26 protein-coding genes are annotated in these 25,195 nt (G+C 67.6%); 17 read left to right on the top strand and 9 right to left on the bottom strand.

All coding sequences use genetic code 11. The features are described from left to right. Positions 1-301 precede the first annotated feature (301 nt). The 4 genes from ACH438_RS29380 to ACH438_RS29365 all read left to right on the top strand — a co-directional run bounded on the left by ACH438_RS29380 (position 302) and on the right by ACH438_RS29365 (position 3,872). A complete protein-coding gene (locus ACH438_RS29380) occupies positions 302-1,507 on the top strand; it encodes a cytochrome P450 (RefSeq protein ID WP_397010966.1) in 1,206 nt (401 codons plus the stop codon). Positions 1,508-1,639: 132 nt separating this feature from the next. After that, positions 1,640-2,095, top strand: coding sequence for a hypothetical protein (locus ACH438_RS29375; protein WP_397010964.1), 456 nt, complete (start codon positions 1,640-1,642; stop codon positions 2,093-2,095). Between the two features lie 3 nt (positions 2,096-2,098). Then, positions 2,099-2,656 (top strand): hypothetical protein, encoded by a 558-nt coding sequence (locus tag ACH438_RS29370; RefSeq protein WP_397010962.1) that lies wholly within the window; start codon positions 2,099-2,101, stop codon positions 2,654-2,656. A 4-nt stretch (positions 2,657-2,660) separates the two neighbouring features. Beyond that, entirely contained in the window at positions 2,661-3,872 is a 1,212-nt protein-coding gene (locus ACH438_RS29365) for an MAB_1171c family putative transporter (RefSeq protein ID WP_397010960.1), read from the top strand. A 149-nt stretch (positions 3,873-4,021) separates the two neighbouring features. Here the strand turns inward: ACH438_RS29365 and ACH438_RS29360 are convergent, their stop codons facing one another. Genes ACH438_RS29360 through ACH438_RS29350 form a run of 3 tightly spaced genes read right to left on the bottom strand, consistent with a single transcriptional unit; the run spans position 4,022 to position 4,937 of the window. After that, positions 4,022-4,261, bottom strand: a complete 240-nt coding sequence (locus ACH438_RS29360) for a rhodanese-like domain-containing protein (protein WP_397010958.1) — start codon at positions 4,259-4,261, stop codon at positions 4,022-4,024. Then, entirely contained in the window at positions 4,195-4,416 is a 222-nt protein-coding gene (locus tag ACH438_RS29355; RefSeq protein ID WP_397010956.1) for a hypothetical protein, read from the bottom strand. Before ACH438_RS29355 ends, ACH438_RS29360 begins: the two co-directional genes overlap by 67 nt. After that, the gene (locus ACH438_RS29350; protein ID WP_397010954.1) at positions 4,413-4,937 is read right to left on the bottom strand and encodes a cysteine dioxygenase; all 525 of its coding nucleotides are present in this window, start codon (positions 4,935-4,937) and stop codon (positions 4,413-4,415) included. The genes ACH438_RS29355 and ACH438_RS29350 overlap by 4 nt, the downstream gene beginning before the upstream one ends. Positions 4,938-5,155: 218 nt before the next feature. Between ACH438_RS29350 and ACH438_RS29345 the strand changes: the two genes are divergently transcribed. Next, positions 5,156-6,028 (top strand): oxygenase MpaB family protein, encoded by an 873-nt coding sequence (locus ACH438_RS29345; protein ID WP_397010952.1) that lies wholly within the window; start codon positions 5,156-5,158, stop codon positions 6,026-6,028. A gap of 10 nt (positions 6,029-6,038) precedes the next feature. Here ACH438_RS29345 and ACH438_RS29340 read toward each other — a convergent pair whose 3' ends face one another. Next, the gene (locus ACH438_RS29340) at positions 6,039-6,698 is read right to left on the bottom strand and encodes a TetR/AcrR family transcriptional regulator (RefSeq protein ID WP_397010950.1); all 660 of its coding nucleotides are present in this window, start codon (positions 6,696-6,698) and stop codon (positions 6,039-6,041) included. 22 nt (positions 6,699-6,720) lie between these two features. Between ACH438_RS29340 and ACH438_RS29335 the strand changes: the two genes are divergently transcribed. Beyond that, the gene (locus ACH438_RS29335; protein WP_397011505.1) at positions 6,721-7,002 is read left to right on the top strand and encodes a CocE/NonD family hydrolase C-terminal non-catalytic domain-containing protein; all 282 of its coding nucleotides are present in this window, start codon (positions 6,721-6,723) and stop codon (positions 7,000-7,002) included. A gap of 34 nt (positions 7,003-7,036) precedes the next feature. Here the strand turns inward: ACH438_RS29335 and ACH438_RS29330 are convergent, their stop codons facing one another. The 3 genes from ACH438_RS29330 to ACH438_RS29320 all read right to left on the bottom strand — a co-directional run bounded on the left by ACH438_RS29330 (position 7,037) and on the right by ACH438_RS29320 (position 9,196). Continuing rightward, positions 7,037-7,237: a hypothetical protein gene (locus tag ACH438_RS29330; protein WP_397010948.1), complete on the bottom strand. Its 201-nt coding sequence runs from the start codon at positions 7,235-7,237 to the stop codon at positions 7,037-7,039. Positions 7,238-7,303: 66 nt separating this feature from the next. Then, on the bottom strand, positions 7,304-8,515 hold the full coding sequence (locus ACH438_RS29325) for a fatty acid desaturase family protein (protein ID WP_397010946.1): 1,212 nt from the start codon (positions 8,513-8,515) through the stop codon (positions 7,304-7,306). Positions 8,516-8,656: 141 nt separating this feature from the next. After that, positions 8,657-9,196: a DUF5994 family protein gene (locus ACH438_RS29320; protein ID WP_397010944.1), complete on the bottom strand. Its 540-nt coding sequence runs from the start codon at positions 9,194-9,196 to the stop codon at positions 8,657-8,659. A gap of 234 nt (positions 9,197-9,430) precedes the next feature. Here ACH438_RS29320 and ACH438_RS29315 point away from each other — a divergent pair, with 234 nt between their 5' ends. Beyond that, complete coding sequence (locus tag ACH438_RS29315) at positions 9,431-10,159, top strand: TetR/AcrR family transcriptional regulator C-terminal domain-containing protein (protein WP_397010942.1); 729 nt, start codon at positions 9,431-9,433, stop codon at positions 10,157-10,159. Here ACH438_RS29315 and ACH438_RS29310 read toward each other — a convergent pair. Then, entirely contained in the window at positions 10,128-10,568 is a 441-nt protein-coding gene (locus tag ACH438_RS29310; protein WP_397010938.1) for a DUF5994 family protein, read from the bottom strand. The genes ACH438_RS29315 and ACH438_RS29310 overlap by 32 nt on opposite strands. Next, positions 10,565-11,257, bottom strand: coding sequence for a TetR/AcrR family transcriptional regulator C-terminal domain-containing protein (locus ACH438_RS29305; RefSeq protein WP_397010936.1), 693 nt, complete (start codon positions 11,255-11,257; stop codon positions 10,565-10,567). Before ACH438_RS29305 ends, ACH438_RS29310 begins: the two co-directional genes overlap by 4 nt. 154 nt (positions 11,258-11,411) lie before the next feature. Here ACH438_RS29305 and ACH438_RS29300 point away from each other — a divergent pair, with 154 nt between their 5' ends. The 10 genes from ACH438_RS29300 (at position 11,412) to ACH438_RS29255 (ending at position 25,162) form a co-directional block, all read left to right on the top strand. Further along, on the top strand, positions 11,412-12,725 hold the full coding sequence (locus tag ACH438_RS29300; protein ID WP_397010934.1) for a lipase family protein: 1,314 nt from the start codon (positions 11,412-11,414) through the stop codon (positions 12,723-12,725). A gap of 78 nt (positions 12,726-12,803) precedes the next feature. Beyond that, on the top strand, positions 12,804-13,313 hold the full coding sequence (locus ACH438_RS29295) for a hypothetical protein (protein ID WP_397010932.1): 510 nt from the start codon (positions 12,804-12,806) through the stop codon (positions 13,311-13,313). Beyond that, the gene (locus tag ACH438_RS29290; protein ID WP_397010930.1) at positions 13,313-14,692 is read left to right on the top strand and encodes a hypothetical protein; all 1,380 of its coding nucleotides are present in this window, start codon (positions 13,313-13,315) and stop codon (positions 14,690-14,692) included. Before ACH438_RS29295 ends, ACH438_RS29290 begins: the two co-directional genes overlap by 1 nt. After that, positions 14,689-16,002 (top strand): VWA domain-containing protein, encoded by a 1,314-nt coding sequence (locus ACH438_RS29285; RefSeq protein WP_397010928.1) that lies wholly within the window; start codon positions 14,689-14,691, stop codon positions 16,000-16,002. Before ACH438_RS29290 ends, ACH438_RS29285 begins: the two co-directional genes overlap by 4 nt. 9 nt (positions 16,003-16,011) lie before the next feature. Next, on the top strand, positions 16,012-17,139 hold the full coding sequence (locus tag ACH438_RS29280; RefSeq protein ID WP_397010926.1) for an AAA family ATPase: 1,128 nt from the start codon (positions 16,012-16,014) through the stop codon (positions 17,137-17,139). Continuing rightward, positions 17,136-20,117, top strand: a complete 2,982-nt coding sequence (locus ACH438_RS29275; RefSeq protein WP_397010924.1) for a hypothetical protein — start codon at positions 17,136-17,138, stop codon at positions 20,115-20,117. The genes ACH438_RS29280 and ACH438_RS29275 overlap by 4 nt, the downstream gene beginning before the upstream one ends. 285 nt (positions 20,118-20,402) lie before the next feature. After that, the gene (locus ACH438_RS29270) at positions 20,403-21,083 is read left to right on the top strand and encodes a hypothetical protein (RefSeq protein WP_397010922.1); all 681 of its coding nucleotides are present in this window, start codon (positions 20,403-20,405) and stop codon (positions 21,081-21,083) included. A 2-nt stretch (positions 21,084-21,085) separates the two neighbouring features. Further along, positions 21,086-22,006 carry a protein phosphatase 2C domain-containing protein gene (locus ACH438_RS29265; protein ID WP_397010920.1) on the top strand — a complete coding sequence of 307 codons (921 nt, stop codon included), beginning with the start codon at positions 21,086-21,088 and terminating at the stop codon, positions 22,004-22,006. 3 nt (positions 22,007-22,009) lie between these two features. After that, a complete protein-coding gene (locus ACH438_RS29260; protein WP_397010918.1) occupies positions 22,010-23,575 on the top strand; it encodes a hypothetical protein in 1,566 nt (521 codons plus the stop codon). A gap of 48 nt (positions 23,576-23,623) precedes the next feature. Next, a complete protein-coding gene (locus ACH438_RS29255) occupies positions 23,624-25,162 on the top strand; it encodes a hypothetical protein (RefSeq protein WP_397010916.1) in 1,539 nt (512 codons plus the stop codon). The last annotated feature ends 33 nt before the right edge of the window (positions 25,163-25,195 follow it).

Raw genomic sequence — 25,195 nt, 5'->3', positions numbered from 1 at the left:
TGGCCCGACACTCGTTGGGACCGGCACGGGTACGCGGGCAGTGTGAACCCAAAGACCGGTTTGCGACGAGCAATGGTGGGGCGAACCGCAAGGTCGCGCCGTCCGGAGAATGCATCCCCTCGCAGCCACGTTCGTCCGGATTCCGGACGTGGCAGCGCGCACCGGCCGGATGGCGCCGGCGGAACGCTGGAGGAAGACCACGCCCTGCTCGAAGCACGTAGACGGCCCGGAAGCCCCGCGGCTTCCGGGCCGTCGTCCACTCCGGCGAGAGCGACCGAGCCGCAAGAGAGATGATGGGTGCGTGCTGAGCATCTTCGATGAGGGTTTCGCGCGGGAGCCATGGGGTGTGCTGCGATCGCTGCGGGAGGACGGTGGCGTGCATCGGGTCGCCACACCGGACGGCCCGCCCGCCTGGCTGGTGACGCGCTACGCGGAGGTGCGCGGCGGACTGCTCGAGGACCGGCTGTCGGTGAATCTTCGCTACGCGCAAGGCGACGACTATCGCGGGTTCTCGGTGCCCGCACCGCTGGACGTCTTTCAGACCAGTGGGCCACAGGAATTGGCGCGCTTGCGCGGGACGGTGGTCGGCGAGCTGCGGAAGGCGGGAGAGTGGAGCGACCGCGCGGCGGACGCGACGCGGGCCTGCCTGGCCGAGCTCGACGGCACAGGCGAATTCGATTTCATGGAGCGCGTGGCCTTACCGCTGCCCGCGCTGGTGCTGGGGCAATTGCTGGGTCTCGCCGACGATGAGCGAGACGAGCTGACGGGCTGGGCGGAATCGACCCTGCGGCCCGGCGCCACGCCGCGAGCCCGGGACACGCTGGCCACCATGCAGCACATCATCGCCGCGATCGTCGCGCGTGAGGGCGAGAACCCGCACGACAATATGGTCGGCCGCCTGGTGCGGGCGGGAATCGGTGGCGGCCCAACGGGTTCGGCCGAGCTGGGCGGGCTGCTGTTCTACCTGCTGTTCGTCTGGTACGAGGTGCTGATGGATGTGCTGGGTGGGGCGGTGCTCACCTTGTCCGGCGATTCCGATGCGCGCGAAACGCTGCTGTCGGTCTCGGACCGGACGGTCGCCGTCGACGAACTGCTGAGATTCCTGTCCCCGCAGGTGTTGTCCGCGCCGCGGTTCGCGACCACCGGGCTGGAGATCGGCGGGCAGCGGATCGCGGCGGGGGAGACGGTGCTGCTGTGCCTGGCCGCCGCCAATCGGGATCCGGAGCGGTTCAGCACACCCGATGAACTGGACCTGCGGCGCGGAGTGAATCCACATCTCGCATTGGGGCACGGCGCACATGCCTGTGTCGGAACGGGATTCGTCAAGCCGGTGGTGGGAGCGATACTCGCGGAGATCTATACACGCCTGCCGGGCCTGCGAGTCGAGGCTGGGGAGTCCGCGATCGGATGGCGATCCGGCTTCCGGCACCGCGGCCCGATCGCCTTGCCCGTGACCGCGGCCGGAGCTGATCGAGTGGGGCGAGCCGCATCGATCGCCCCACTCTGACGTCACGGGCCGTACCGCCGGTCTCGATGCCCTCCCCTTCCTTGGGCAGCGAATCCGGCCGATGGCCGCGAAGTCCGAACGAGTATATGATCGCGCTCACCGCGCCTGTCAACTACAGGAGACAAGACAAGAATGGCTGCCGCACAACAGCATCCGTTCACCAGCGCCCTCAATACCCTGATCGGCGCCATGCACCCGGCCGTTCTGCGCGACGGGCGTGAAACGGAGATCACCCACCGTGCCCTGGCCGAGGACATCAAAAGCACCACCGGAGTGAGCCTCTCGGCCAACTACCTGTGGAAACTGCGCACCGGGCAGACGATCAACCCCTCCTACGAGACGCTCGAAGCGCTCCGCGAATACTTCGGCCTGGACAGCCTGGACCCGCTGACCAATCCGGAACTGGCCGTCGCCCGCGGTCGCGAACTCGCATTGATCAACGCGCTCAAGGGGAAAGCCGATGCGGCCGCCCTGGAGCTGGCGCTGCGCGACGGACTGGCGCACGGTACCGTCCGGGCTGAAGCCATCCTCGCCATGCTGGATGTGCTGCGACGCATCGAAGACGACCGCGACGGGAAAGATCAGTGAGCCATGCAGATCGCGGTCTGGAACGATGCGGGCGGTGAGCACTCGATGATGGATCATCGGCGACTACGCCGCGAACTGCGCGAGCTGGGGCTGCGTGATCGATTCACCGTGGCGCAACTGGCCGGGGCGCTGGCCCACCGGCGCGGCCGGCCGCTGCGGTTGCGCCCCGAACCGTTCCCGGTGGCGGGCCTCTCCGGCGGCCTCCTGGTGACCCGGGACATCGATTTCATTGCCTATCAGAGCAATACGACCGAACTGCATCAGGATCACATCGTGTGCCACGAATTCGGCCACCTGCTCGCCGGGCATCGGACCGTCACGGTCACCGGTGACGACGCGCTGCGCCTGCTGGCGCCCAATATCGATCCGGCGGTGGTGCGGCGCATGCTGGGCCGCTCCTGCTCCTCCGCACACGAGGAACAGGAGGCCGAGCACCTCGCGGATCTGCTGATGGCGCACCACATCACGCGCTGGACGCCGCGCGCCGAATGGGTGCTGCCCGACAGCGCGCCGGCCGATATCCGGAATCTGCTCGACACCCTCGGACCGGGACTCGGCTGAGCGCATGGGATTCGCACTCGTCTACGGGAGCGTCGGCGCGCTGGCCCTGATCGCGTTCGCCTGGCGGCTGGCGCTCGCCCTGCGCGGCGGACCCCAGGCCACCGCGCGCTGGGCGGTCGCCATCGCCATCGCCTGCGCGGCGATCGGGTTCGAAGCGGCCGTCCCGCAGACCTACTCGTGGATCGGCAGGGTGTCCGGGGTTCCCAATCTGGCGACGCTGATCGTGTACGCGGCCATTGCCACGGCGGTGCTGTGGCAGCTGGTGTGGACCGGGTATCTGGTCGCGCCGGAAGGGGCCGCGGCCGGACGCTCCCGCATCGCGCGTGTCGTGCTGCTGGTGAATGTGGCCGTGGTCGGCGATATGACGATCCTGTTCGGGCTGGCCCCCGTGCACGATGCGAGCCATCCCACCGATTTCGACTACACGTACGCGACGGTGCCGCTCGTCGACGTGTTCCTGGGCATCTATCTGTGCGCCTACACGGTGGGGCTGGTGCGGATCGTCGTGCTGTGCCGTACCTGGCTGCCGCAGGTGCGGGAACAGCCTTGGCTGCGGCGCGGTCTGGTGCTGCTGGCCGCCGGGTCGCTGATCTCCCTCGGCTACAGCGTGGGCAAGGTCGCGGCCATCGTGGCGGCGTGGGCGGGTGTGTCGGCCTACGAACTGAATACGAAGATCGCCCCGGGATTCGCGAGCGCCGGAGCGACGATCATGTTGGTCGGCTACCTGTGCCCGTCGCTGCTGCCGAAGGGCGTGTCGGCGGTGCGGCATGCGCGGGCCCTGCCGCAGCTGCATCCGTTGTGGTCGGCGCTGCGTGCGGCGACTCCCGAACTGGCCGATGCCGCACCGGCGGTGCGGGGGAGTGTGCAGGACCGGTTGTATCGGCGGGTCATCGAGATCCGGGACGCGCTGCTGATCCTGCAACCGCATTTGAGTCCCGAGATCACGGCGCGGGCCGCACGTGCCGCGGACGATCTCCGGATTTCCGGTGCCGATCGTGCCGCCGCGGTCGAGGCCGGTCGGATCGCGCTGGCCTTGCGCGCGCACCGGGACGGGGTGCCGCCGGTCGATCGCGGTGAGACGTTCCAGCGTCCCGGTGAGCCGTCCTTTCCGGGTGAACTCGCGTGGCTGGTGGCGGTGGCCACCGCCTACCGCGACTCGCCCGTCGTGGCGGCGGTGCTCGCCGAGCCGAGCGACAGCATGCCTGCTCACGACTGAAAAACACTGTACGAAACCATGTTTCGAATCACATGTTTCGAATCCGGCTCGAATTGACCGCTGACGGAACGGAAATGGGCCGCTATCCTGTGCGGTGCGGGTGTGGTGTTCGATATCCCCTTCATCGAACACCACACCCGTCCAAGCCGCTACGGCACCGCGGGGGAACCGCCCGGGACCACCGGCAGTCCGGCGGTCTTCCAGCCGCGGAAGCCGCCGATCAGGTCGGTGGCGCGGGGCAATCCGACTCGTTGCGCGTCCGCGGCGGCGAAGCTGGAGGCGTAGCCCTCATTGCAGACGAGCACGACCTGCGTGTCCGCGGTCAGTCCCGGCAGGCGATGCTCGCTTTCGGGGTCGAGCCGCCATTCCAGGACGATTCGCTCCACCACGACGGCATCGGGATCTCGCCCTCCGCGGCACGATTCGCGTGCGGGCGGATATCGACGATCAGCGCGCCCTCGGCCTGCAAGGCGGCCGCCTGTGCGGGGTCGACGCGGTCGAGTCCGGCGCGGGCCTGCTCGAGCAGGTCGTCGGCGCGGCTCACAGGCCCGCGTAATCGGTGAGGGAGCGGTACTCGCGCACCGGTCGCAGTGGCGGGAAGTAGGCGTGTACCGTCGCGGCCGGTTGAATGCTGTTGTTGCGCAGCCGATGTGCGCGATCGGGGCCGAAGGCCACGGTGTCCCCGGCCCGCCAGTGCTGCTGCCGCACCGGGCCGCCCGGCTGCCGGAAGTCCTCGTCGAGTTCGCCGATGGTCACGGTGTCCGCCCCCGACGCGCCACCGTGATCGTGCGGTTCGGTGCCCTGTCCGGGCGCCCGGGACAGCAGCCACAGCTCGACGCCCATGGTGAGCGCCAGCCGGGTCCACCAGCGCTGCTCGGTATCGAACCGCACGATGTCCAGCAGCGGCGTCGCCAGCTCCCGCGCCACGGCGGCGGTCAGCTCGTGTAATTCGGCCAGCGACCACAGGCCCCGCCCGGCGGGCACCAGGTCGTGCACGGTCGGTCCATCGATAGCGGGATGAACGTCCATGGCGTGCTTGAAGTTCACCGGCAGTGACGTGGTCAAGCTGGCTCCTCGGCAGGATCGTGTGGGCCGCGGCTGCACTCGCCGCCACTCGCATTGTCCGTGCGGGTGCGGGTTCCGTCGCGGTTCCCGCTCACCCTGAGCCGAACCGGCGCGGGCCCCGGATCTGCCTGGATGTCCGGAATTGTTGATCTGGAAGCGGACTTTGCCAGATATGGTCGGGGGCAGCGCAGCGCCGCGCGGGAGGGAGCCGGAAAGTCATGAACAGGTTCGAGAAGGACGCCGGCTGGGACGTCTCCGCCCCGCTGGGGCCGGAATCATTGACGTGGAAGCACTTCGGCGACATCCGCTCGCTGCTGATCCTCGGCCGCGCGGGCACCCTGCAGAACATGCACCCCGTACTCGACCGGGCCCTGCAGGAGCACTCCAACTTCTTCACCGATCCCATGGACCGCTTCGACCGTTCGATCAAGCCGATCCACGCCATGATCTACGAACCCCGCCCCGCTGACAGCGCCGCCACCGTCCGCGACTTCCACAAACCCATCAAAGGCGTGGACGCCCAAGGCAACCGCTACCACGCCCTCGACCCGGACGTGTACTGGTGGACACACGTCACCTTCTACGAGTCGATCATCGCCACCCAGCACTTCTTCGGCACCCCCCTCACCGAAGCCGAACAACGCAGCCTCATCGCCGAGGGCCTCACCTGGTGGCGCCTCTATGGCATGAGCGAACGCCCCGCCTTCGGCGACTTCGCGAACTACCAGCAGTATTGGGACTTCATGCTGCGAAAAGCCCTGTCCGCCAACAAAACCACCGATTTCGCCGCAAACATCCACCGCAAACAAGTACCCCCACCACCCGGAGTCCCGAAGGCCCTCTGGCGGGCCCTGCGCTACCCGGTCATGGCCGTCGGCGTCTGGATCTCGAACGCCACCATGCCACCCCGCGCCCGGGAAGCCCTGGGCTGGAAGTGGACCCGCCTCGACCAGACCGCCTTCGACGTCTTTCGTCATACCGTGCGTCTCACCTGGGAGATCGCCCCGCGACGGCTGCGCTACATCCCCGAATCCTGGGCCGGCATGCAGCGCTACCGCGCAGACCCGGCGGCCTATTCGGCGGTGGGGTGACCTCCCGGAACTAGCTCGTTTCCGCGCCCGGGCTGCTCAGCAGGGTGAGGGCGATGGTGGTCAGGGGTGGGGCGAGGGTGGGGAGGGCTGTGGGGCCTCGGGTCAGCAGGCAGTCGCGGATGCGGTCGTCTATGCCGCCCATCAGGAATTCGAAGACTTCGTCGGGGAGTTGGCCGGTCAGTTCGCCTGCCGCTACGCCGATATCGCGGGCGGCGCGCATGCGGGCGGCGAAGACCGCCATCAGGCGTCTGCGGTAGTCGGCGAAGGCGGGGCCGGCTCGGAGCGCTTCGATGTGCAGGGTGCGGGCGCCGGCCGGTTCCTCGGCGAGGAGGTTCAGGTAGGCGGTCAGTGAGGTGCGGACGAGGCCGTGCCAATCGAGTTCGCCGGTACCGCTGACGGATTCGCTGAGCCGGCCGGTGACGATCTCGACCAGTACTTCGAAGGCGGCGGCGAAGCAGGCGTCCTTGGAATCGAACAGCTCGTAGAAGGTGCGGCGGGAGATCTTGGCGCGGGTGACGAGGTCGGCGACGGTCAGGGCCTGATAGCCGTGCTCGGCGACCGCGTCGAGCGCCGCTACGTACAGCCGCCCGCGCTGCGATTGCGCCACCTCGTCGCGGCTCAATCGGTGCGGGCCGCGGGGCAGCCGGTCGTCGATGATCGGCACGTTCACCCGGTCACGATAGCAACCGGGAATCGCGGGACCACCGGCGCGGACGGCGGCGGATGGACTGGCCGATCGTGAACCGCTCGTCCCGGGACAGCCGACGCAACTCGATGTAGGCCTGATCGCCTCCGACGCGGTCCTGCAACCAGGCCACCGCCTCCGCGTAGACATCTACGCCGCCAACATCCCCAAGGGCTTCATGGTCCCCGCCCTCATGCTCGAATCCCAGCTCCGCCCCCAGCACCTACTCCTCGACCCCGCCGCCCCCCAGCTGGGTGAACCTGCCCTCGGACAAGCCCTTCTGACCTGATCTGGTCAGATGCGGCCCGCGATGATCGGCACGGTCAGTACTCGAAGGCTTCGCCGCGTCGGTGGGCGGTCTGCTCGGAGGGCGCGGCCGTGCGCTTGGGCAGGCCGAGCATGTGTGCGGGGAGTACCGGGGCGCGGTCGGTGAACCGTCTGGCGAGGCCGCCGAAGTCGACGAAGGCGCGGGTGATGAGGAGGATCGCGACGGAGGCCGCGAGGAAGCCGATGAGGAGAATCATGCTGATCTCGGATCTGTTGGTACCTCCAGTAGACGCCGCACCCGAGGTTCTGTCAACGGTGTAGGTCTACAGCTGTAACCAGCGGCGGGGGAGTTCTGCCAGGGCGGTACGCAGGCCGCGACGGGCGTCGGGCGGGTTCACCGTGGGTGCGGTAACGGGGAAGCGGCGTTCGGAGGCCGTCTCGGGGGCGGCGTCGCTGGTGGCGATCAGGAATCGGTCCGGGAGTGCGAGTTTGTGGATGGTGCGCAAGGTGAGGAGGTACTGCCGGAGCAGGGGGCCGGTGGTGTAGGGGAGGTCGTACTTCTCGCAGAGGGCGCGGACCCGGACGGCGATTTCGGGGTAGCGGTTGCTGGGGAGGTCGGGGAAGAGGTGGTGTTCGATTTGGTGGCAGAGGTGGCCGCTGAGGAAGGCCAGGGCCGGGCCTGCTTCGAAGTCGGCGCTGCCGAGCATTTGGCGGAGGTACCACTCGGGCTGGGTCTCCTGGGCGACCGCGGCGGGGGTGAATTTCTCTGCGCCGTCGGGGAAGTGGCCGCAGAAGATGACCACGTATGCCCAGAGGTTGCGCAGCACATTGGCGGTGGCGTCGGCGGCCAGGGTGCGGCGCCAGCGGCGTCCGCTCAGTGCGGGGAAGAGGAGGTAGTCCTTGCCGGTCTGGCGGGCGATCTTGCCGAGCAGCGCCTTGGTTTCGGCCTTCTTCTCGGCTGTACCGGTCATCCGGTCCTGCTCGGAGTACAGGCCGTGCAGGGCGATGCCCCATTCGAAAGTGACTGCCAGCAAAAGGTTTTGCAGTGGCTGTAGAAGGTGACGCGGTCGCCACGGCTCGTCGCGAGTCACCCGCATGACGCCGAAACCGATATCGTCGTCCACGCCCACGATATTGGTGAACATGTGGTGGCGGTAGTTGTGCGAATAGCGCCACTGCGCCGAGACGCCGGCCATGTCCCACTCCCAGCGGCCGGAGTGGACCTCGGGGTCGTTCATCCAATCCCATTGGCCGTGGCCGACATTGTGGCCGATCTCCATGTTCTCGATGCTCTTGGCGGTGGCGAGCGCGATCACCCCGCACAGCCAGCCGGCTCTGCTACGGCTGCCGAAGATCATCAGGCGCGCGGCCGCGTCGAGGAACCGCTGCGCGGCGATGGTGCGGTAGATGTAGGTCGCGTCGCGGGCGCCGCGCGAGCTCTCGATATCGCGGCGGATCGTGTCGAGTTCGCAGCCGAGCGCCTCGACGTCGGCGGGGCTCAGGTGGGCGTATTGCTTGATGTCGGTGATTGCCACAGGGGGTCCTCGGTTCGGTCACATCGGTGCTCGAATCGGCACTCCGGCCGAGTCGGTGACCAGCCACGATTTCAGTAAACTCCCTTATCAGCGCGCTGTCAACGTTGTAGATATACGCTCTCTGGCTACAACGTTTCAGAGTCAGTTGACGGAGGTGGTGCGCGCAGCCCAGCGGCGCAGCGCCCCCGCCCGGCGGTTGCGATAGGTGCGATTGCGGCCGTTGCCCTGGAGGAGCCGGCCGACGGTGGAGCAGTTGTGCTTGGTCGCGGCGGCGGTCATCGCGGCGAAGGCCTTGGACGATTCGGTCTCGACCGGCACCACCAGCAGCACCAATCGGCGACCGCGAGTACCGCGCAATTCGACGGTGTGCACGGTTCCGTAACCGCGCCAATCGAATTGGACCGGCTGCCCGGCGACGACGAGCGCACCGATCGGCGTGGCCCACTCGACGAGGTGATACCGCACCAGCCGGACCGGGCCGAGCCGCGCCCGCAAGGCGGGGATCAAGCCGCGGAGCTCGTCCGGCAGCTCGTCGGTGTAGGGCCACCACGCGCCGTCGACATACCCGGTCTTCGGGAACTCGGGCTTCAACTGCACGCGCGGCCCAGGATTGCCGAGTCCGGCTCGGGCGGCGTTGCTCGCGCGGGTCGGGTGAGCCCGGAAGGATGACCGTGGCGCCATGGCGACGTTCCTGCCTCGGCCGCGGAGAGGCCGGTTTGCCGAGAATCGGATGACGAGGCGGTCTGGATACGACCGGGCTCGACATACCATCCGATATGTTTACTCTACGCCGTAGGCGTAACCAGTAGACAGACAATGTTGACACGGCGATGAGCGCGGTTCGCGCCGGAATGTCAACAGTGTCTGTCTACACTTGGCCGGTCGGACATTCCGATGGAAACGGAGGACTTCCGCATGACCGAGCGTCCCCGCAAGAGCACCCGAGCCGTGAACCGGCGCTCCGCCCCCGGCGTCGTCGCGCACGGCGAGGGCCCGGTCACGCGGGCGGTGGTGCTGGACGCGGCACTCGAGATCATCGATCGCGACGGCGTCGACGGGCTGTCGATGCGGCGGCTGGCCGAGGCCGTCGGACGCGACCCCATGGTGATCTACCGGCACGTGCCGAACAAAGCGGCGGTGCTCGACGGCGTCGCGGAAATCGTGTTCGCGGAACTGTCCGTCGACACCACCGGCACCGATTGGGCCGCCGGATTGCGGGAACTGGCACGGGACTTCCGCCGCCTGGCACTGGAGCATCCACGCGTGGTCCCGCTGCTGGTCACCCGGCCACTGGCCACCCCCCTGGGCTCGCGCCCCCGCGCGGTGGTCCGCCCCCTCGAAGACATCCTCGAACTGCTCACCCGCGCAGGCTTTTCCGGCGCCGACGCATTACACATCTATCGCGCCCTCTTCGGATTCCTCTACGGCCACGTCCTCAACGAGTTGCAGGAGATCGTGGAGCGCCCCGAGGAAACCGACGAGGTGCTGCGCCTAGGCCTGTACCGCCTCCCCATCGACGAGTTCCCGCGAGTCCGCGAACTGGCCCCGGTGCTGGCCGCCTACGACGGCGAGCAGGAGCTGGAACGCGGCCTCGACATCCTCCTCACCGGCCTCACCGCGACACTGCCCGGCCCCGCTCGCTGATCCGGGCCGAGGGCCCCGCTCCGCCTTCGGAATCCCAACGTTGTTGTGCGGGAGAGGTATCGGCGTAGTCCGCCGGGGGGAAGATCCGGAGCTTCAGCCGGGCGCCGATGACGACGCCGAGGACGTCGACGGTGTGCATGGCCATATTGCGGTAACCGTCGAGTCGTACACGGCGCCCGCCGAATTCGAGTTTTCTCGGTGCGGCATCCCATTCGTCGAGGTGGTAGACCACCCGGAAGATCGGGCCGAGGCTCGGTGCGACCTCCGCGAGCAGGCCGGGAAGCTCAGCGGCGAGATCGCGACTGCGTGGCCACCAGGATCCGGTGTCGCCCGTGCCCGGTTCGAACCTCGGGTGGCCGGGCGGCGAGGCTGGTCGATCTGCTCTGGTTTCGTTCGGTTGTGACGTCATGATCGACGCTCCTTTCGTGGTCGGGCCGCGGACATGGTCGTGGTGAGTCCGCTGAGCAGGATGTCGAGGCCGCGTTCGAGTTCGGTGGCGCCGTCGTAGGTGGCCAGGTTGGGGGCGAGGCTGCGGAGCAGGGGGAATTCGCCGATAGGGAGGCGGTGGAAGCCCAGGCGTAGGAGGTCGTCGGTTTCCTCGGGGTGTTCGACGAGTTCCTGGAGTTCGTTGAGGATGTGGCCGTGCAGGAAACCGAAGAGGGCGCGGTAGATGTGGAGGGCGTCTGCGCTGCTGAAGTCGGCGCGGGTCAGTAGCTCGAGGATGTTCTCCAGTGGTCGCAGTGTGCCGAGGGGGCGCAGGGCGAGCGGGGTGGAGAGGGGGTGGGTGACGAGTAGCGACACTGTGTTCGGGTGTGCTACAGCGATTTTGCGGTAGTCGCGGGCGATGCTGCGCAATTGGTTGCGCCAGTCGGGGTCGGTGGCGTCGACGGTCAATTGTGCGAGCACGATCTCGGCTACACCGTCGAGGAGGGCGGCCTTGTTGGCGGCATGGCGGTAGAGCACCATCGGGTTTCGGCCGAGGGCTTCACCGAGCCGGCGCATCGACAGCCGATCGACACTGTCGCGATCGATGATCTCGAGCGCGGCGCCCAGTACTTCGGCCCGGGTCAGCGGCACGTTTCGGGCCTTCATCGTCATCGCGTTCGGCACCTCTCGATCCGCGGATCGGTTTGTCTACGTTGTCAGCCTACGCTGTAGACACCACCGCGGGGCACATCTGCACAGGTAAGAGCGTGAGAATTCGGAAGAATGCCGGTACCGGAGTGCGGGAAACGAGTGTTCTGATGACCTGATGAAGGGTATTGCGCATGCCTTGGCGTCGATGATCGCCGCCATATGTGTGGTCGCCGTGAGTTCTGTTGCCGCACAGGCTGATCCGCTGCCTCCGATGCCGCCGGATCAGAATCAGCTACCGGAACTGCCCAAGGAATCGGACCTGTACAAGTTTCTGCCCGTGGGTGATCCGCGCACCGACCCCTGGTATCAAGCGCCCGCGGACCTGGAGGGCATGGCGAACGGGCAGATCGTGCGCACGCGTGATGTCGGAACCTATGTCACGGGCATTCCGATGCCGCTGACCACGCGCCAAATCCTCTTCCGCACAACAGATCTGCATGACAACCCGACCGTGACGGCGACGACCGTACTGATCCCACCGGTGCCGTGGATCGGGAGTCCGCGGCCCATCCTGTCCTATCAGGAGGCGATCGACAGTAGCTCGGGCATCTGCAATCCGTCATTCACCTTGCGGGCGGGCATATTCAAGGAGATCGCACTGGTCGCACCCTTCCTGGCGCAGGGTTTCGCGGTGGTCGTCACCGATTTCGACGGCGTCGACGCCTCACAGCTGCTGACCTTCGGCGAAGGCCATATGGTGCTGGACGGCATCCGGGCCGCCAAGAACGATCCGAGTCTCGGGCTCGCGGATTCCGCGGTGGGCCTCTACGGCTATTCCGGTGGCGGCAGCGGCACCTCGCGCGCCGCGGAATTGCACAAATCCTATGCGCCGGAACTGAATATCCTCGGTTCCGCGGAGGGCGGCGTGCCCGGCGACATGGTCAAGATCGCCGCGCGCAATGTGACCCACGATGCCGGGCTCGCCAACTTCAGTGGACCGGGCAACTTCACCATGTGGCTGGTGCTCGCCGATCTGGTCAAGACCTATCCCGACGTCTTCGACCCGCAACGGCTGCTCACCACGGAGGGGCAGGAGTTGCTGAAAGATGTTGAGGGCAGGTGTATCTGGACCAGTGCGCTCACCGGATCCTATCGTCCGGTGAACTCCTATCTGAAACCTGGTGTGTCCCTAGATGATCCGGACATTCGTCAGGTGCTGGTCGATCAGAGTCTCGGGCAACCGCAGAATCTGCCGGATATGCCGGTGTTCATGTGGCATGCGATCTGGGACGAACTGCTCCCGTGGCCCGACGCCATCCAGTCGACAGTGGACAAGTACTGGGCGGGCGGCGTCGACCTGCGCTACTACACCATGCCCATCCCGGAACACGTCACCGCGGACATCGCCGGCGTCCCCGCCGCCGAGGCCTGGATCAGCGCGGTTCTCCGCGGTCTCCCGCCCGGCCCGCGCTTCCGCGTCGGCATCTGACCCGCCGCGGCGGGCACCGGAACTTGTCGGTGCCCTCGCATATCTTTGGGCCATCGTGATCGACCGGGAGGGAGAACGATGGTCTCGAATCCGAACACCACACCGGATGTGCCGGAGTGGGAAAGTGCTTCTGTGGTACGGGTATTGCCCGCCGTGGCGCCGCGCAAGCTGAACAAGGTGCCCTTCGTGGAACTGGCCGACGGACGCCTGCAGGGCGTGGTGTCGAGCGGCTCCGATATCTCGCGGGTGTACGTGGCCTCGGTGACGGCGGGGACGCACGGGCTGAGCTGCAGCACCAATAACAATCGGCCGTGCGGCGGGTTGAATCAGGGCTGGGCCTGCAAGCATCTCGACGCGCTCATCGACGAGGCGGTGCTGCAGTACGGGCAGGATCGCGTGGCGCGCTTCCTGCGCGTCGAGGTGCCCGAAGGGGGACGACTTGTGCACTGCATCAAGGGAACTCGCGATCCGGCCCCGGCCGCAGCGGTGTTCAGCCGCTTCCTGCGGCATCTGACCTATCTGGAACTGCCGGGCAGTGCCACGGCGATTCCGGAAATGCAGTGGTTTCCGGCGGGGGTGGGGCGCTGATGCAAGCTGTGCAATTGGCTGCGCTGCAAGATGATTCGACCGAAGGCGTGACGGCGGCACTCGACGTGGTGACCGGTTTCGACACCGCGGTGGTCGACGGCTTCGCACGGGTTTCGGAACGGCAGCAAGCGGCCTTGGCCGCACTGGCCGGGGCCGTGGCGGGATCGCCGCTGGCCACACCGGTCGCCGAAGCGGTCGCCAAGGTGAACACCGGCGCGATCGGACCCGATCAGCTGTCGGCGCTGGCCGCGGCACGGGCGGCGCTGCTGGGCGCGGTACACGACGCGCTGGTGGGGCAGGTTGATATGGCATTGGGCCGCAATAGATCCGAGTGGACCACCGTCGCCGCTGATGCCGCGCCGAGCCCGCTCGCTGTGGGATCGCGGGCCTGGCTGGGGGAGCTGGCCATCGCCGGCTGGCGGGGTGTGGACCACGACCTGGTGTCGGCCGCTGATCAGACGGTGGAGGCGCTGCTGGCCGAACCCGCGCTGCGCCGGTTGGCGGTTCTGCTCGACGGTTTCACCGCCGAGTTGAGCGCCTCCGCGCCGATCGCCACGGCCGAGTTGCTGCCGATCCGTCGCTGGGCCGACCTGTGGGCTCGTGCCTTGCTGCTGTCCTGGCGCGGCACGGAATCCACTGCCGTGGAATCGGTCTCGGGTCGGCTGCTGGTGCTCGGTGTGGATGTGCACGAGCACGGCACCGCCGTCCAGGTGCAGGTGTACGGCCTGCTGGAATGCGCCGGCGCGCCGGTGCGGCGGGTGCGGGTCTCGGTGGCGGCCACCAAGGTGGACACCATTGCCGGACCGGCGATCTGGCAACTGCTGGGCGCGCATCGGCAGCTGCTGTCCGCGCTGGCCGAGCATCGCGTGCTGGAGCTCACCGAGATGCCGCTGTCGGCGACCGGTGATCTGGTGTGGCAGGACGAACGGGCGAAGGCTGGGGAGGCCGCCGATCCGTTCGTCACCGCCACCGTGCTGCTGCCGCAGGCGCGGGCGTTCGCGGCCGCGCCATTGGATCGCGATCCGGTGCACATTGCCGAGCCGGTTTTGTTCGAGGGGTACCGGATCATCGATGGCGCACTGCAATTGGATGCGCACCGCGTGCGGGTCGAGGTGGATGCCCTGCCGTCCGCGGGACCGCTCACCGCGGTCGCCGTGCGTGGCTCCAGCGCCATGATCGGCCTGCTGCGCTGGGACGCGACCGGCTGGTCGGTGCGACCGCTGGCCGTGCAACGCAAGGTGAAGGGCGTGGTGACCGTCTTGCACGGCGGTGACTGGGCGCTCGGCCCGACCGATCCGAAAGTCGCGAAGACACAGTCGAAGTCGGGGGATGCCGTGGCGGTGCTGCGCGAGCGGGCGGGACGGTTGCTGCGCAAATGACGAATCACGAAACGCGGCGCCAGATCTTGTACTGGCGTCTACTGGCTGGTGTCTTCGGCGCGGATCAACAGCCGACCCTGGAGTCGGCGAGCGCGGGCATCGTCGAGGATCTCGGACTGCCATCGGCGGTACTCGATCGCGGCGTCTCCATAGACACTGTAGTGCAACGGTTTCCGGAAATGCGAGCCGAGTTCGAAACTCTCGATTTCACCGAGGGTAGTGGGGAAGCCACCGGGCAGGATCGCCCGGCCGAACCCGGCACCGGCATCGGCGCGAGGGATGTGCGCACCGCCGCACTGGTTTCCAAGCTGCTGCTGAATGTCTTCGCGACCGGTTCGGGCGCCGTCGATGCCGGGCAGCTCGCCGGCTGGCAGTCCGATGCCGGCTGGTTGCGCCGCACGCTCGGCGACGAGCAGACCGGTGCGATGCGCAAGGTGCTGGCCGATCTGGAGGGAGATCTGGTCTCCCGCATGCGATTGCGCGAGGTGCTCGCCGATCCGCAGCTGGCGGGACAGCTGACGCCGAGCATGTCGCTGGTCGAACAGCTGCTGCGGGACAAGCACAATCTGTCCGGGGTGGCGCTGGCCAATGCCAAGGCCCTCATCCGGCGGTTCGTGGACGAGGTCGCCGAGGTACTGCGCACCCAGGTGGCGCAGACCAGCGTGGGCACCCTCGACCGTTCGGTGCCGCCGAAACGCATCCTGCGCAATCTGGATGTGGACCGCACCATCTGGAAGAACCTGCCCAACTGGAACCCCCAGGACGAGCGGCTCTACGTCGACCGCCTGTTCTACAAGCACACCGCCAAACGCACCGTGCCGGCGCGCATGATCGTGGTGGTCGACCAGTCCGGTTCGATGGTGGACGCCATGGTCAATTGCACCATCCTGGCTTCCATCTTCGCGGGCCTGCCCAAGGTGGACGTCCACCTCGTCGCCTACGACACCAATGCGCTGGATCTCACCCCGTGGGTGCACGATCCGTTCGAGGTGCTCCTGCGCACCCAGCTCGGCGGCGGTACCGACGGCCGGGTCGCCATGTCGCTGGCCCAGCCGAAGATCGAGGATCCGAAAAACACTGTGGTGGTGTGGATCTCGGACTTCTACGAATGGCAGTGCCAGGAACTGTACGAGAGCATGGAGGCCATCCATCGCTCCGGGGTGAAGTTCATCCCGGTCGGCTCGGTGAACAGCTCCGGCCATCAGAGCGTGAACCCGTGGTTCCGGGAACGCTTCAAAAACCTCGGTACCCCGGTGCTTTCGGGGCGAATTCAGAAGCTCGTGCACGAGCTCAAGAACTTCATCGACTAGGAGAATCCCATGAGCGACGTTTTGCGCGCCCCCGCCGAGGTCAAGTACGCGGCGGAACTGGATTGGCTGGAATCCATCGACGACGGCCCCAAGCCGTTCGCGTGGCGGCTGAGCCCGAAGATGGTGCGGCTGTTCATTCTCGGCTCCGAACGCGCCGACGGGCTGGATCGTGAGGTCGAGCAGAAGTGGTTCGGCGACCGCAGTTTCGTGGAGCGCAGCATTGTCACCCTGGCGTCGGACCGCGGACTGCTGCTGATCGGTGATCCGGGTACCGGCAAGAGCTGGCTGGCCGAGCTGCTGTCGGCGGCCATCAGCCGCAACTCCACGCTGGTGGTGCAGGGCACCGCCGGCACCACCGAGGATCACATCAAGTATTCGTGGAACATCTCCATGGTCATCGCCAAGGGACAGTCGCGGGAATCGATGATCCCCTCGCCCATCATGACCGCCATGGAACAAGGCGTGATCGGGCGCTTCGAGGAGCTCACCCGCTCCACCAGCGATGTGCAGGACGCGCTCATCTCGATCCTGTCCGAGAAGTATGTGTCCATCCCGGAACTCGACGATGACAATGTGGTGTTCGCGCAGCCGGGCTTCTCCATCATCGCCACCGCCAACAGCCGCGACCGCGGCGTGAACGATCTGTCCTCGGCGCTCAAGCGGCGGTTCAACTTCGTGCGCATCCCGATCGTGGCGAACAAGCGCAGCGAGGCCGAGATCGTGCGCTTCCGAACCACCGAGCTGCTGCGCCGGCATTCGATCGAGCTGGAATTGCCGCCCACGCTGCTGGACATCCTGCTGGACAGCTTCGCCGATCTGCGTGCCGCCGCGGCGGCCGCCACCAATGACGACGGCAAACTGGAATCGGCGCTGTCCACGGCGGAGCAGATCGGCGTGCTGGAGGACGCGATCCTGCACAGCCAGTTCTTCGGCGAGCGGGAACTCGAGGCGGAGACCTTGGCCGGCTCACTGGTCGGGTCGCTGGCCCGGCGCACGCCCGAGGATCTCGCCATCCTGAACAAATACCTGCACGGCGTGGTCGAGCCGCGCAGCAAGGCCGAGGCTTCGAGTGAAAAGGGCGGCGCGTGGGGCGAGTTCCTCGAGGGCGGCCGGGCGGCGATCGCGAGACTGTCGTGACCGAGGCATCCGCGCGGCCGAACGCCCCTGTCCGGCAGCCGTCGAGCACCTTCACCGCGCTGCGGGATCAGCTGGTGACCGCGGCCGCGACCTTCGCGGGCGCGGCCGGTGCGACGGGCGACGTCCTCGCGGGCATGGTCGACGATGTCGACCGCGCCCTGTCCGAGCAGCTGGAGATCTTCCCGGTCTGCCACCATTCGCCGGCCTCCGGGCTGGCGATGGTGCGGCGGCTGCGCGAAAAGCAGCCCGCCGTCATTTATCTGGAACTGTGCGAGGACCTGCGCCCGCTCCTGGACGAGCTGCGCAACTGCAAACTCCCGGTGGCATTGCAGGCCTTCGCCACCGAGATCGGTGAGTTCCCCGCCGAGTGGGCGCCGCTGTCCATCGTCGCGCCGATCACCGAGTCCTCGGCCGAGTATCAGGCCATCGCCTACGCGCTCGAAACGCCGGGTGTGGAACTGGTGCTGGTGGATCGCTCCACCGACCACGTGTTCCAGTGGGCGCCCAAGGATGAGGCGGCGCCCGAGGACGCGGCCGAATCCGGTTCGGAGACAGGCGAACCCAGCGGCGACGGCCTACACGGTGACGCCGTCGGCATCGAGATCGGCGACCTGCGGCCGCGTTTCGCCGAGCTGGAGGAGTACCTACTGCACCACGGCAAGGTCCGGCACTGGTCGGAATGGTGGGACCAGTACGTCGAACAGCCCTTGGCCGGCGCCGACTACGACACCTACCGCCAGGTCATGGTGATGATCGGCAGCCTCTTCCGTCGGCTCCGGCGCGGCAGCCTCACCGAGGACGAGAACCGCGAGCGGTACATGTGGACGCGTATGCGCGAGCACCTGACCACCACGGGGATCGATCCGGCCCGCGCGCTGTACGTGTGCGGCGCGGCGCACGCCGCCAGCCGGGTGGCGCAGTTCGGGCTGGACGGCGACGTGCCATTCGAGATCACGCCCCGCTCGGCGACCAAATGGCAGTACGGGCTGATTCCGTCCAGCCACTCCGCCATCGAGGCGCAGTTCGGGCTGGCCGGCGGCACGGTCTCCATCGCGGCGGCCACCTGGTCGAAAGGATTGCGGCGCGGCAAGTTGCGGTCATTCCAGCTGACCGGTCAGCAGGGCGCGAAGGCGGTTGCCGAGAATACCGCCGGCGCGGTCCAGCCGAAGTCCGCTGCGGGCAGGTCGAAATCCGCGGCAGCTGGGTCGAAATCTGGCGCGGCCAAGCCGAAATCAGCTACAGCTGGGCTTGGATCCGATGCGGTGAAGGCTGAATCCGTTGCAGGACGGTCACCGGAGGAATCGGCTCGGCCGGAGGCGGCGGTCGCTGACCAGCTGTCGATGTTCTTGTCCCGGCCACCGGCCCTGGATCCGTTGGATGAGGCCGAGCTCCTGGACTGGTCGGTTGATATCGTCCGTTTGGCCCGGCGCAACGGCTATCTGGCCAGCACCGCCGACGCCATCGCGGTCTTCGAGACCTCGATCCTGCTGGCGGGCATGCGCAATCGTGCCCGTCCGACGCCGTACGACTTCCAGGATGCCGCGGTCACCTGCATCGAAAAGGACAAGGTTCCCGGCCGCCGCGATGTCCGCCGGCTCTGCGAGATCCTGCTCGGCGGCGACCGCATCGGTCAGGTCGGCTACGAGGCACTGCCGCCGCTGGCCCGTGACGTCCTCGATCGTCTGCAACCGCTCGGCCTGGACCTGTCCAGGACGGCCCAGCAGCGCGCCCTCCTGGACCTGAAGTCGAATCCGGAGCTGCGGCCCTGCTCGGAACTGCTCTGGCTGCTGCGGAAGCTGCTGCCGCAGGAGGCCATTCGCCCCATCATGGGCTCTCGCGGGCTCGGCGAATCCTCCATCCAGGAGAGCTGGGACCTCAGGCTCGGCAAGTACCAGCGCTCGCTGGTGGAGCTGGGCTACGAGGGCGTCTCGGTGGAACAGGTCCTCGAACAACGCCTGCGCCGCGCCGTGAACGCCTCCGACGCGACGGCGGCCGTTGCGCTGTCGGCCGTCGAGGACGCGCTGGTCTACCTCGGGTCCGCCCGCCTGGCAGACGAACTCGGCAATCGCGCGGTCGAACTGCTGGCCGCCGAGCGCACGGTGGACGGCGCGCCCGCCGTGCTCCGGCAGATCCGCCTGCTGCTCAACTACTTCCGCTCCACCGAGGGCGGCCTGCCCGCTTGGTGCGGCCGCTTCGTGACAGCGGGCTATGCCCACTACTGCACCCTGCTGCCCACCGCCTTCACCGCGGACGAAACCGCTCCCGCTCAGGTGGCCGCCATGCTCGGCTTCCTTTTCGGCATGGAGAACCTCGCGCTCTCGCTGGGCTGTGACCACACCCAGCTGGAACTCGCGGTCCTGCAATCCCATCCGGAGAGCCCGGCCAAGGTGGCGCTGCTCTGGGCGGCGCGCTTCCAGCTGGGCCTGCTGACCATGGCCGACCTGCGCGATCGCTGCGACGCCATGCTGGCGAATCCCTTGGTCCTGCCGACGGTCCCGCAGTACGTCAGCGGTTTCGTCCAGGCCATCGACCCGGCGCCGGCCTTGAAACCGTTTGTGGTGGAACTCCTGTCGAAGGCCTTCGGAACCCTGCCGGACATCGTCCTGCTGCCGTGGCTACCGAAACTCATCACCACCCTGCGCGACCAGGCCGGGGACCTGATTCCCGGCCTGGTCCGCGAGGCGGGCCGCACCTTCCCCGGCGCCCTCCCGGCCGTGGATGCCTTCGTTCCACCCTGGTCCGCCGAATCCACCACGCCCGCAATCCCGGTGGCCACCGCACCCCGCGGCCCGGTCACCGACCTCCTGGCGGCCCACCCGGCCGCTTGCGATGCCCTCGCCACCCTGCTCGGCGTCGAAGGCAGCTGGCAGGAAGCAGGCACTCCCGATAACGGTGCGGTGACCGCACTACTCGACCGATACCCGGCCACCACCGAGGCTTTGGCCGCGCAACTCAGGCCCGCGGCCACCCCCGGCTGAGGCCGAACACGCAGGGCGAGAACGAGGCCGGACGCCGTCACCCCACCCGGGGGTGGCGGCGTCCGGCTGCTCGCGCACGGCGGTCCGGGAAATCCGTCGAATTCGATGATCAATTGTTCGGCATTCGATGATTTGAATAACTTTGCAAACCAACATCATTCGCGATCATTCCGATACTGAATTCACGGGTGCAAGCTCGGATAGCGGGCTTACCGTATAGGTATCCATCCCAGAGGGCCTCCGGGCAGACGCGGCTCCATCGGGGAACTGGAGAAGGGGGATATCGTGCCAGAAATCAGGGGCGTGCTGCTGCCTGCCTATGTGCTGGCCGACGAGTCGGGCTCGATGAGTCCGTATCGCAATGATTTATATAACGGGCTGGTCTCACTGTGTGAAGGGCTGCGGGCGGAACCGATGATCGCCGCCAAGCTGCGGCTCGCAATTCTCGGATTCTCCGACGATGTTCAGGTTCGCCTCGCCATCGCGGATATGCGTGCGCCGTTCGCGCTGCCGCAAGTGATCATTCGCGGATTGACCGACTATCGCGCGGTATTCGACGACCTGCTACAGCGCATACCGGAGGATGTCCAATGGCTGCGGGGTGAGGGCTATCGGGTGCATCGGCCGGTCGTGTTCATGCTCAGCGACGGACAGCCGACCGACGGCGGAGCCTGGCGCGGACCGCACAGTCTGCTGACGGACCGATCCCGGACACCCGTCGCGCCCAATATCATCGCGTGCGGAGTCGGCGATGCCGAACCCACGACCATGATCGAGGTGGCCACCCGGAACGAATTCGCGTTCATCGCCAGGCCGGGGGTCGATATCGGCCAGGCGATCTCGGAATTCTTCCACGCCCTGACCGCCAGCCTGGTCGCCTCCAGCGTCGCACTGAATTCCGATACGCCGACCCTGGTGGTCAATCGGCCGGACCAGTTCACCATGGCGATCGACGAGGTCGGCTAGCGATGGCGCCGCGACCCGGAACCCCGCACGCCGCAACCGGACCCGCGCCGCGGCCGTGGCGGCGGATCGCGGTCGACGAAGCCGGCCCCGCGTTCGAAGCCCGGCCCCCGGCCGGTCCCGATTTCTTCGACTTCCCGGACACCGAATGCGACGGCTGGTCCACCGCCGACCTGACCATGCGCTACGCCTCCGTCCGCGGCGCCCGGCATCGCTATCACAGCCAGCCACGCCAGGATTCGGCGCGCGCCGCGGTCGACGCCGCCAGCGGCACCATCGTTTTCGCGGTCGCGGACGGCGTATCCCGTGCCACGCTCGCCCACCGCGGCGCGCTGGTAGCCTGCGAGGTCGCCGTCAACCGCATGCTGGACGGGCTGTACCGGGACCCGGGCTGGGCCGACCTCGCGGGCCTGGCCGCACAATGCACCGCGCGACTGGGCAAACTGACGCGCTGGTGGCTGCGCCGCCCGCAGCCCTCCCTCGGAGAGATCGCCGATCTGTACGCAACCACGCTGGTAGCGGGCATCATTCGGCCGGCCGCGGGCGGTCCGGTGGCCGAACTGTGCCGGATCGGGGATTCCGGCGCCTGGGTGCTGGACCGTGCGAACGGCCGGTACTACGACCTGTTCGGGGCCGCCGACCAAGCAGATGTGGTGTCCACCAGCGTCACTCCGCTGCCGTACCAGCCGGAGCACATGGAACGGGTCGGCCTGCAACTGCGCCCGTCGCAGGTCCTGCTGGCGGGCACCGACGGATTCGGGCTCCCGCTGGGCGACGGCGACGGCCGGATCGGCGAGCTGTTCGCCCGCGAGCTCGGATCACCCCCGCCGCCTGCCTGGCTCGCGCACGTCCTGGACTTCTCCCGTGCCACCTTCGACGACGACCGCACGCTCCTGGCCATCTGGCCGCGTAATTCCGCGAGGTGATCGATGACCTCGGTGACGCCGTACACCGTCGACCACGCCGCGCTGGTACTGGGCCGGCGCATCGGACAGGGCGGCCAGGGCGTCGTCCACGAAGTGACCAACCGGAAGATCACCGTCGGCAACGGGCCCGGCTGGCAGGTGGTCTTCAAGGAATACGATGCCGCGCTCCAGCCACAGCTGGATACCACCGCACTGGCCGCAATGGTCACCATGCTGTTCGAGCTGACCGCGACCGAGGGCGAATGGCTGTGCGAGCGCGCCGCGTGGCCCGCCGCCCTCGTCGAACGCGAGGGCCGGGTCTGCGGATTCCTGATGCGGGCCGTACCCGAGCGATTCCGCTTCGACCTGCGGAGCCTGTCCGGCACCGGCACGTCCACCCGGCGGCTGACGAACTTCGAATACCTGCTCAACGACGACACCTACAGCGCCGGAATCGGTTTGACCCTCACCGATGCGGACCGGCTGGCGCTGCTGATCGAACTGGCCGGCACCCTCACCCGATTGCACCGCCTCGGCATCGTCATCGGTGATCTGTCGCCGAAGAACCTGCTGTTCAGCACGGTGCCGGAGGCCGCCTGCTTTCTGCTCGACTGCGATGCCATGCGACTGCGCGGCGCCAGCGTGCTGCCACAGGCCGAAACACCCGACTGGCAACTGCCTTCCGGTGAGGACAAGGCGACCGCGTTCGGGGACGTCTACAAATTCGGGCTGCTGGCCGTCCGGCTGTTCGACCGCAGCCAGACCTCGGCCGATCCGACGGCGCTCGCCGCGATCTCCGCTGCCCTGGGCGATCTCGCCCGGGCCAGCCTCTCGCCCGAGCCGGAGCGGCGGCCGAGCCCGGGGTGGTGGGCCGAAATGCTCAGTGCCGCACGACCTACCGTGGTGGCCGCGGTACCGGTCCCGCCGGTCGGGCCGCCGCCGGGCGTGGCGCAGCAGGTCGGCGTGGGCACCGGGCAGTCCTCCGGGGCTGCGAAGAGCGTCATGCTCGGCTTCGCCGTCGTCGTGATCATCGCGCTGATAGTGGTACTGGCAGTGGTCGGTTCACATGCCGCGCACCATCCCAGCGCGTCGTCCGATACCACCTCGGCCACGCCGGCGACGGAGACCTCCGCCGCCACGACCTCGACCGCGGCTCCGGTGACTCAGGTCGGCATCGTCGGCATCGCGTCCGCGCTCGGCTACGACCCGCGGGCGGCCGCGGTGGCCACCATGCTGAACACGTACTTCGGCGGCATCGACGACCACGACTACGACAGGGCGCTGGGGGTCATGGACCCGTCCGGGTCGTTCAACCCCAACGATCCGCAGAATCGGGCCAAGTTCGCCAGCGCCGATTCCACCACCTCGGATCGCAATATCGAGGTGATAGGTATCAACCCGAGCGATGTGTCGCTGACCGCGACCACGGTCCGGGTCACCTTCCAGAGCACACAGGCGGCCGGTATGGGGCCGAGCGGGTCGGAATGGGAGACCTGCACGAATTGGGATCTGCTGTACACCCTCGGCGGATCCGCGTCAGCATATTTGATCTACCACTCCGCTTCGATCACTCCACCGAGCGCGTGCTGATACCGGAACAGACAGAACCACAAAGTAATTCGTGACATTGGAGGGGAGATGCCGACCTGGAAAACCAATCCCAACGGTTCCCCGGCGAAATCCGCGATCGCCGCCCCGATTGCCGCCCCGGCCGTCGCGCGCGCACCCGTGCCCACTGCGCCGCGCGCACCCGCGCCGCTCAAAGCGCATTCTTCGCCGCGCACTTCCGCGGCGACCCGATATCTCTGCATCGCAATGCATCTCGATACCAAAATGGCGCGGGCCGTGATCGAGAATGTGCTCGAGGAACCCCGGCTGGCCGTCACCATGTCGCCGGCGGTGGACGTGGTGACGGTCTGCCTGCATGCCGTGGCCGCCAACCGCAGGCAGGTGGCGCGCGATGGCGTGCTGGTCGGCACCCTGGTGCTGGCGTTGATCGGGGCGGCCGGATTTCCGAGCCAGCTCCCGCTGATCGCGCTCGCCGCCGTGATCGCCTGGGCGGCCGTCTTCGCCGAGGCCTATTTCGCGTTCTGGGGCACCATCGCGCAGAGCCTGCGCAAGGAGAACTTCGCCTCGGCCACACCGCCACCGGCGCCGACCATTCGGGCTCAGCATCAGATCGCCCATGTAACGGGTTATGCCACCGGCAATGTGACGGTCTATCGCGGGTACAACCCGTTCGCCGGGCACGGCTGGCTGCGGGCCGGCTGGTCGCTGGCACTCGATACCACCAAGCCGGAGGATCCCGCCGCGCCGATCGTGCCCTTCACCGCCGTGGAATTGAACACCCGGCTGGCCGCCGACCTTGCCCGGCTGGACATCCCGGACCTGAGCGTCGGTAATCGGTTGCTGGTCAACGGCGCCGACGTGCACAACGATCGCCGCTTCCTGCCCGACCCGAACGGCGCCCCGACGCCATGGACGGACGCGGCGACCCTCGCCCTGCTGATGACGAATCCGGAGGACATGGCCCGCCCGTACCTCACCGTCGAGATCACCTGCTGGGAAGGCGAAATGGTGTGGTCGGCCTTCATCCGGCTGGTGCGGAACGAGGATTCGCTGTTCGTCGAGACGAACTACACGGTGCTACCGCCGTTCAGCCACGGCTACTACGCGATCGACGACCTGCTGGCCCGGCCGACAGCGGGCGAGGTAATACGGTTGGCGCTGCGTTGCGGGGTACGACTGCCGGCGACGCTGCTGGGCTGCCTCGGCGGCGTTTCCCACTACCTGTTCACCGGGTTCCGCTGCTGGCGCAAGGATCGCAGGCAGCTGCGTCAGATCCGTGAACTGTCCCGCTTCCACCATGGCGCGCTGGCCAGTCCGCGGGAGAGCGCCGCGTACCACGACGCGCAGGGCCGGATCGGTTATCACCGTTATTTCCAGAGTCTGGACGAGCAGATGGTCATGAAGATCGTCGACAAGCGGATCTTCAACACACTGGTCACGTTTCTCTCGGAGAAGAACATCGACCCCGACGAGCTGAAACGCCGCAGCGAGCAGATCATCAACAACAGCGTCTCGGTCGGCGGCGATGTGCACATGTCCCATTCCGCACTGGGTGGCGGGTCCGCGTCGGTGAGCTCGTCGTCCTCGTCGTTCTCCGGCAGTACCTAGCCTCCGGAAACCCTGCGACACCGGTTGATTCCT

It is taken from the genome of Nocardia sp. NPDC020380, from assembly GCF_044386975.1.
Classification (GTDB): Bacteria; Actinomycetota; Actinomycetes; order Mycobacteriales; family Mycobacteriaceae; genus Nocardia.
This window is presented reverse-complemented; position numbering and strand designations above follow the sequence as displayed.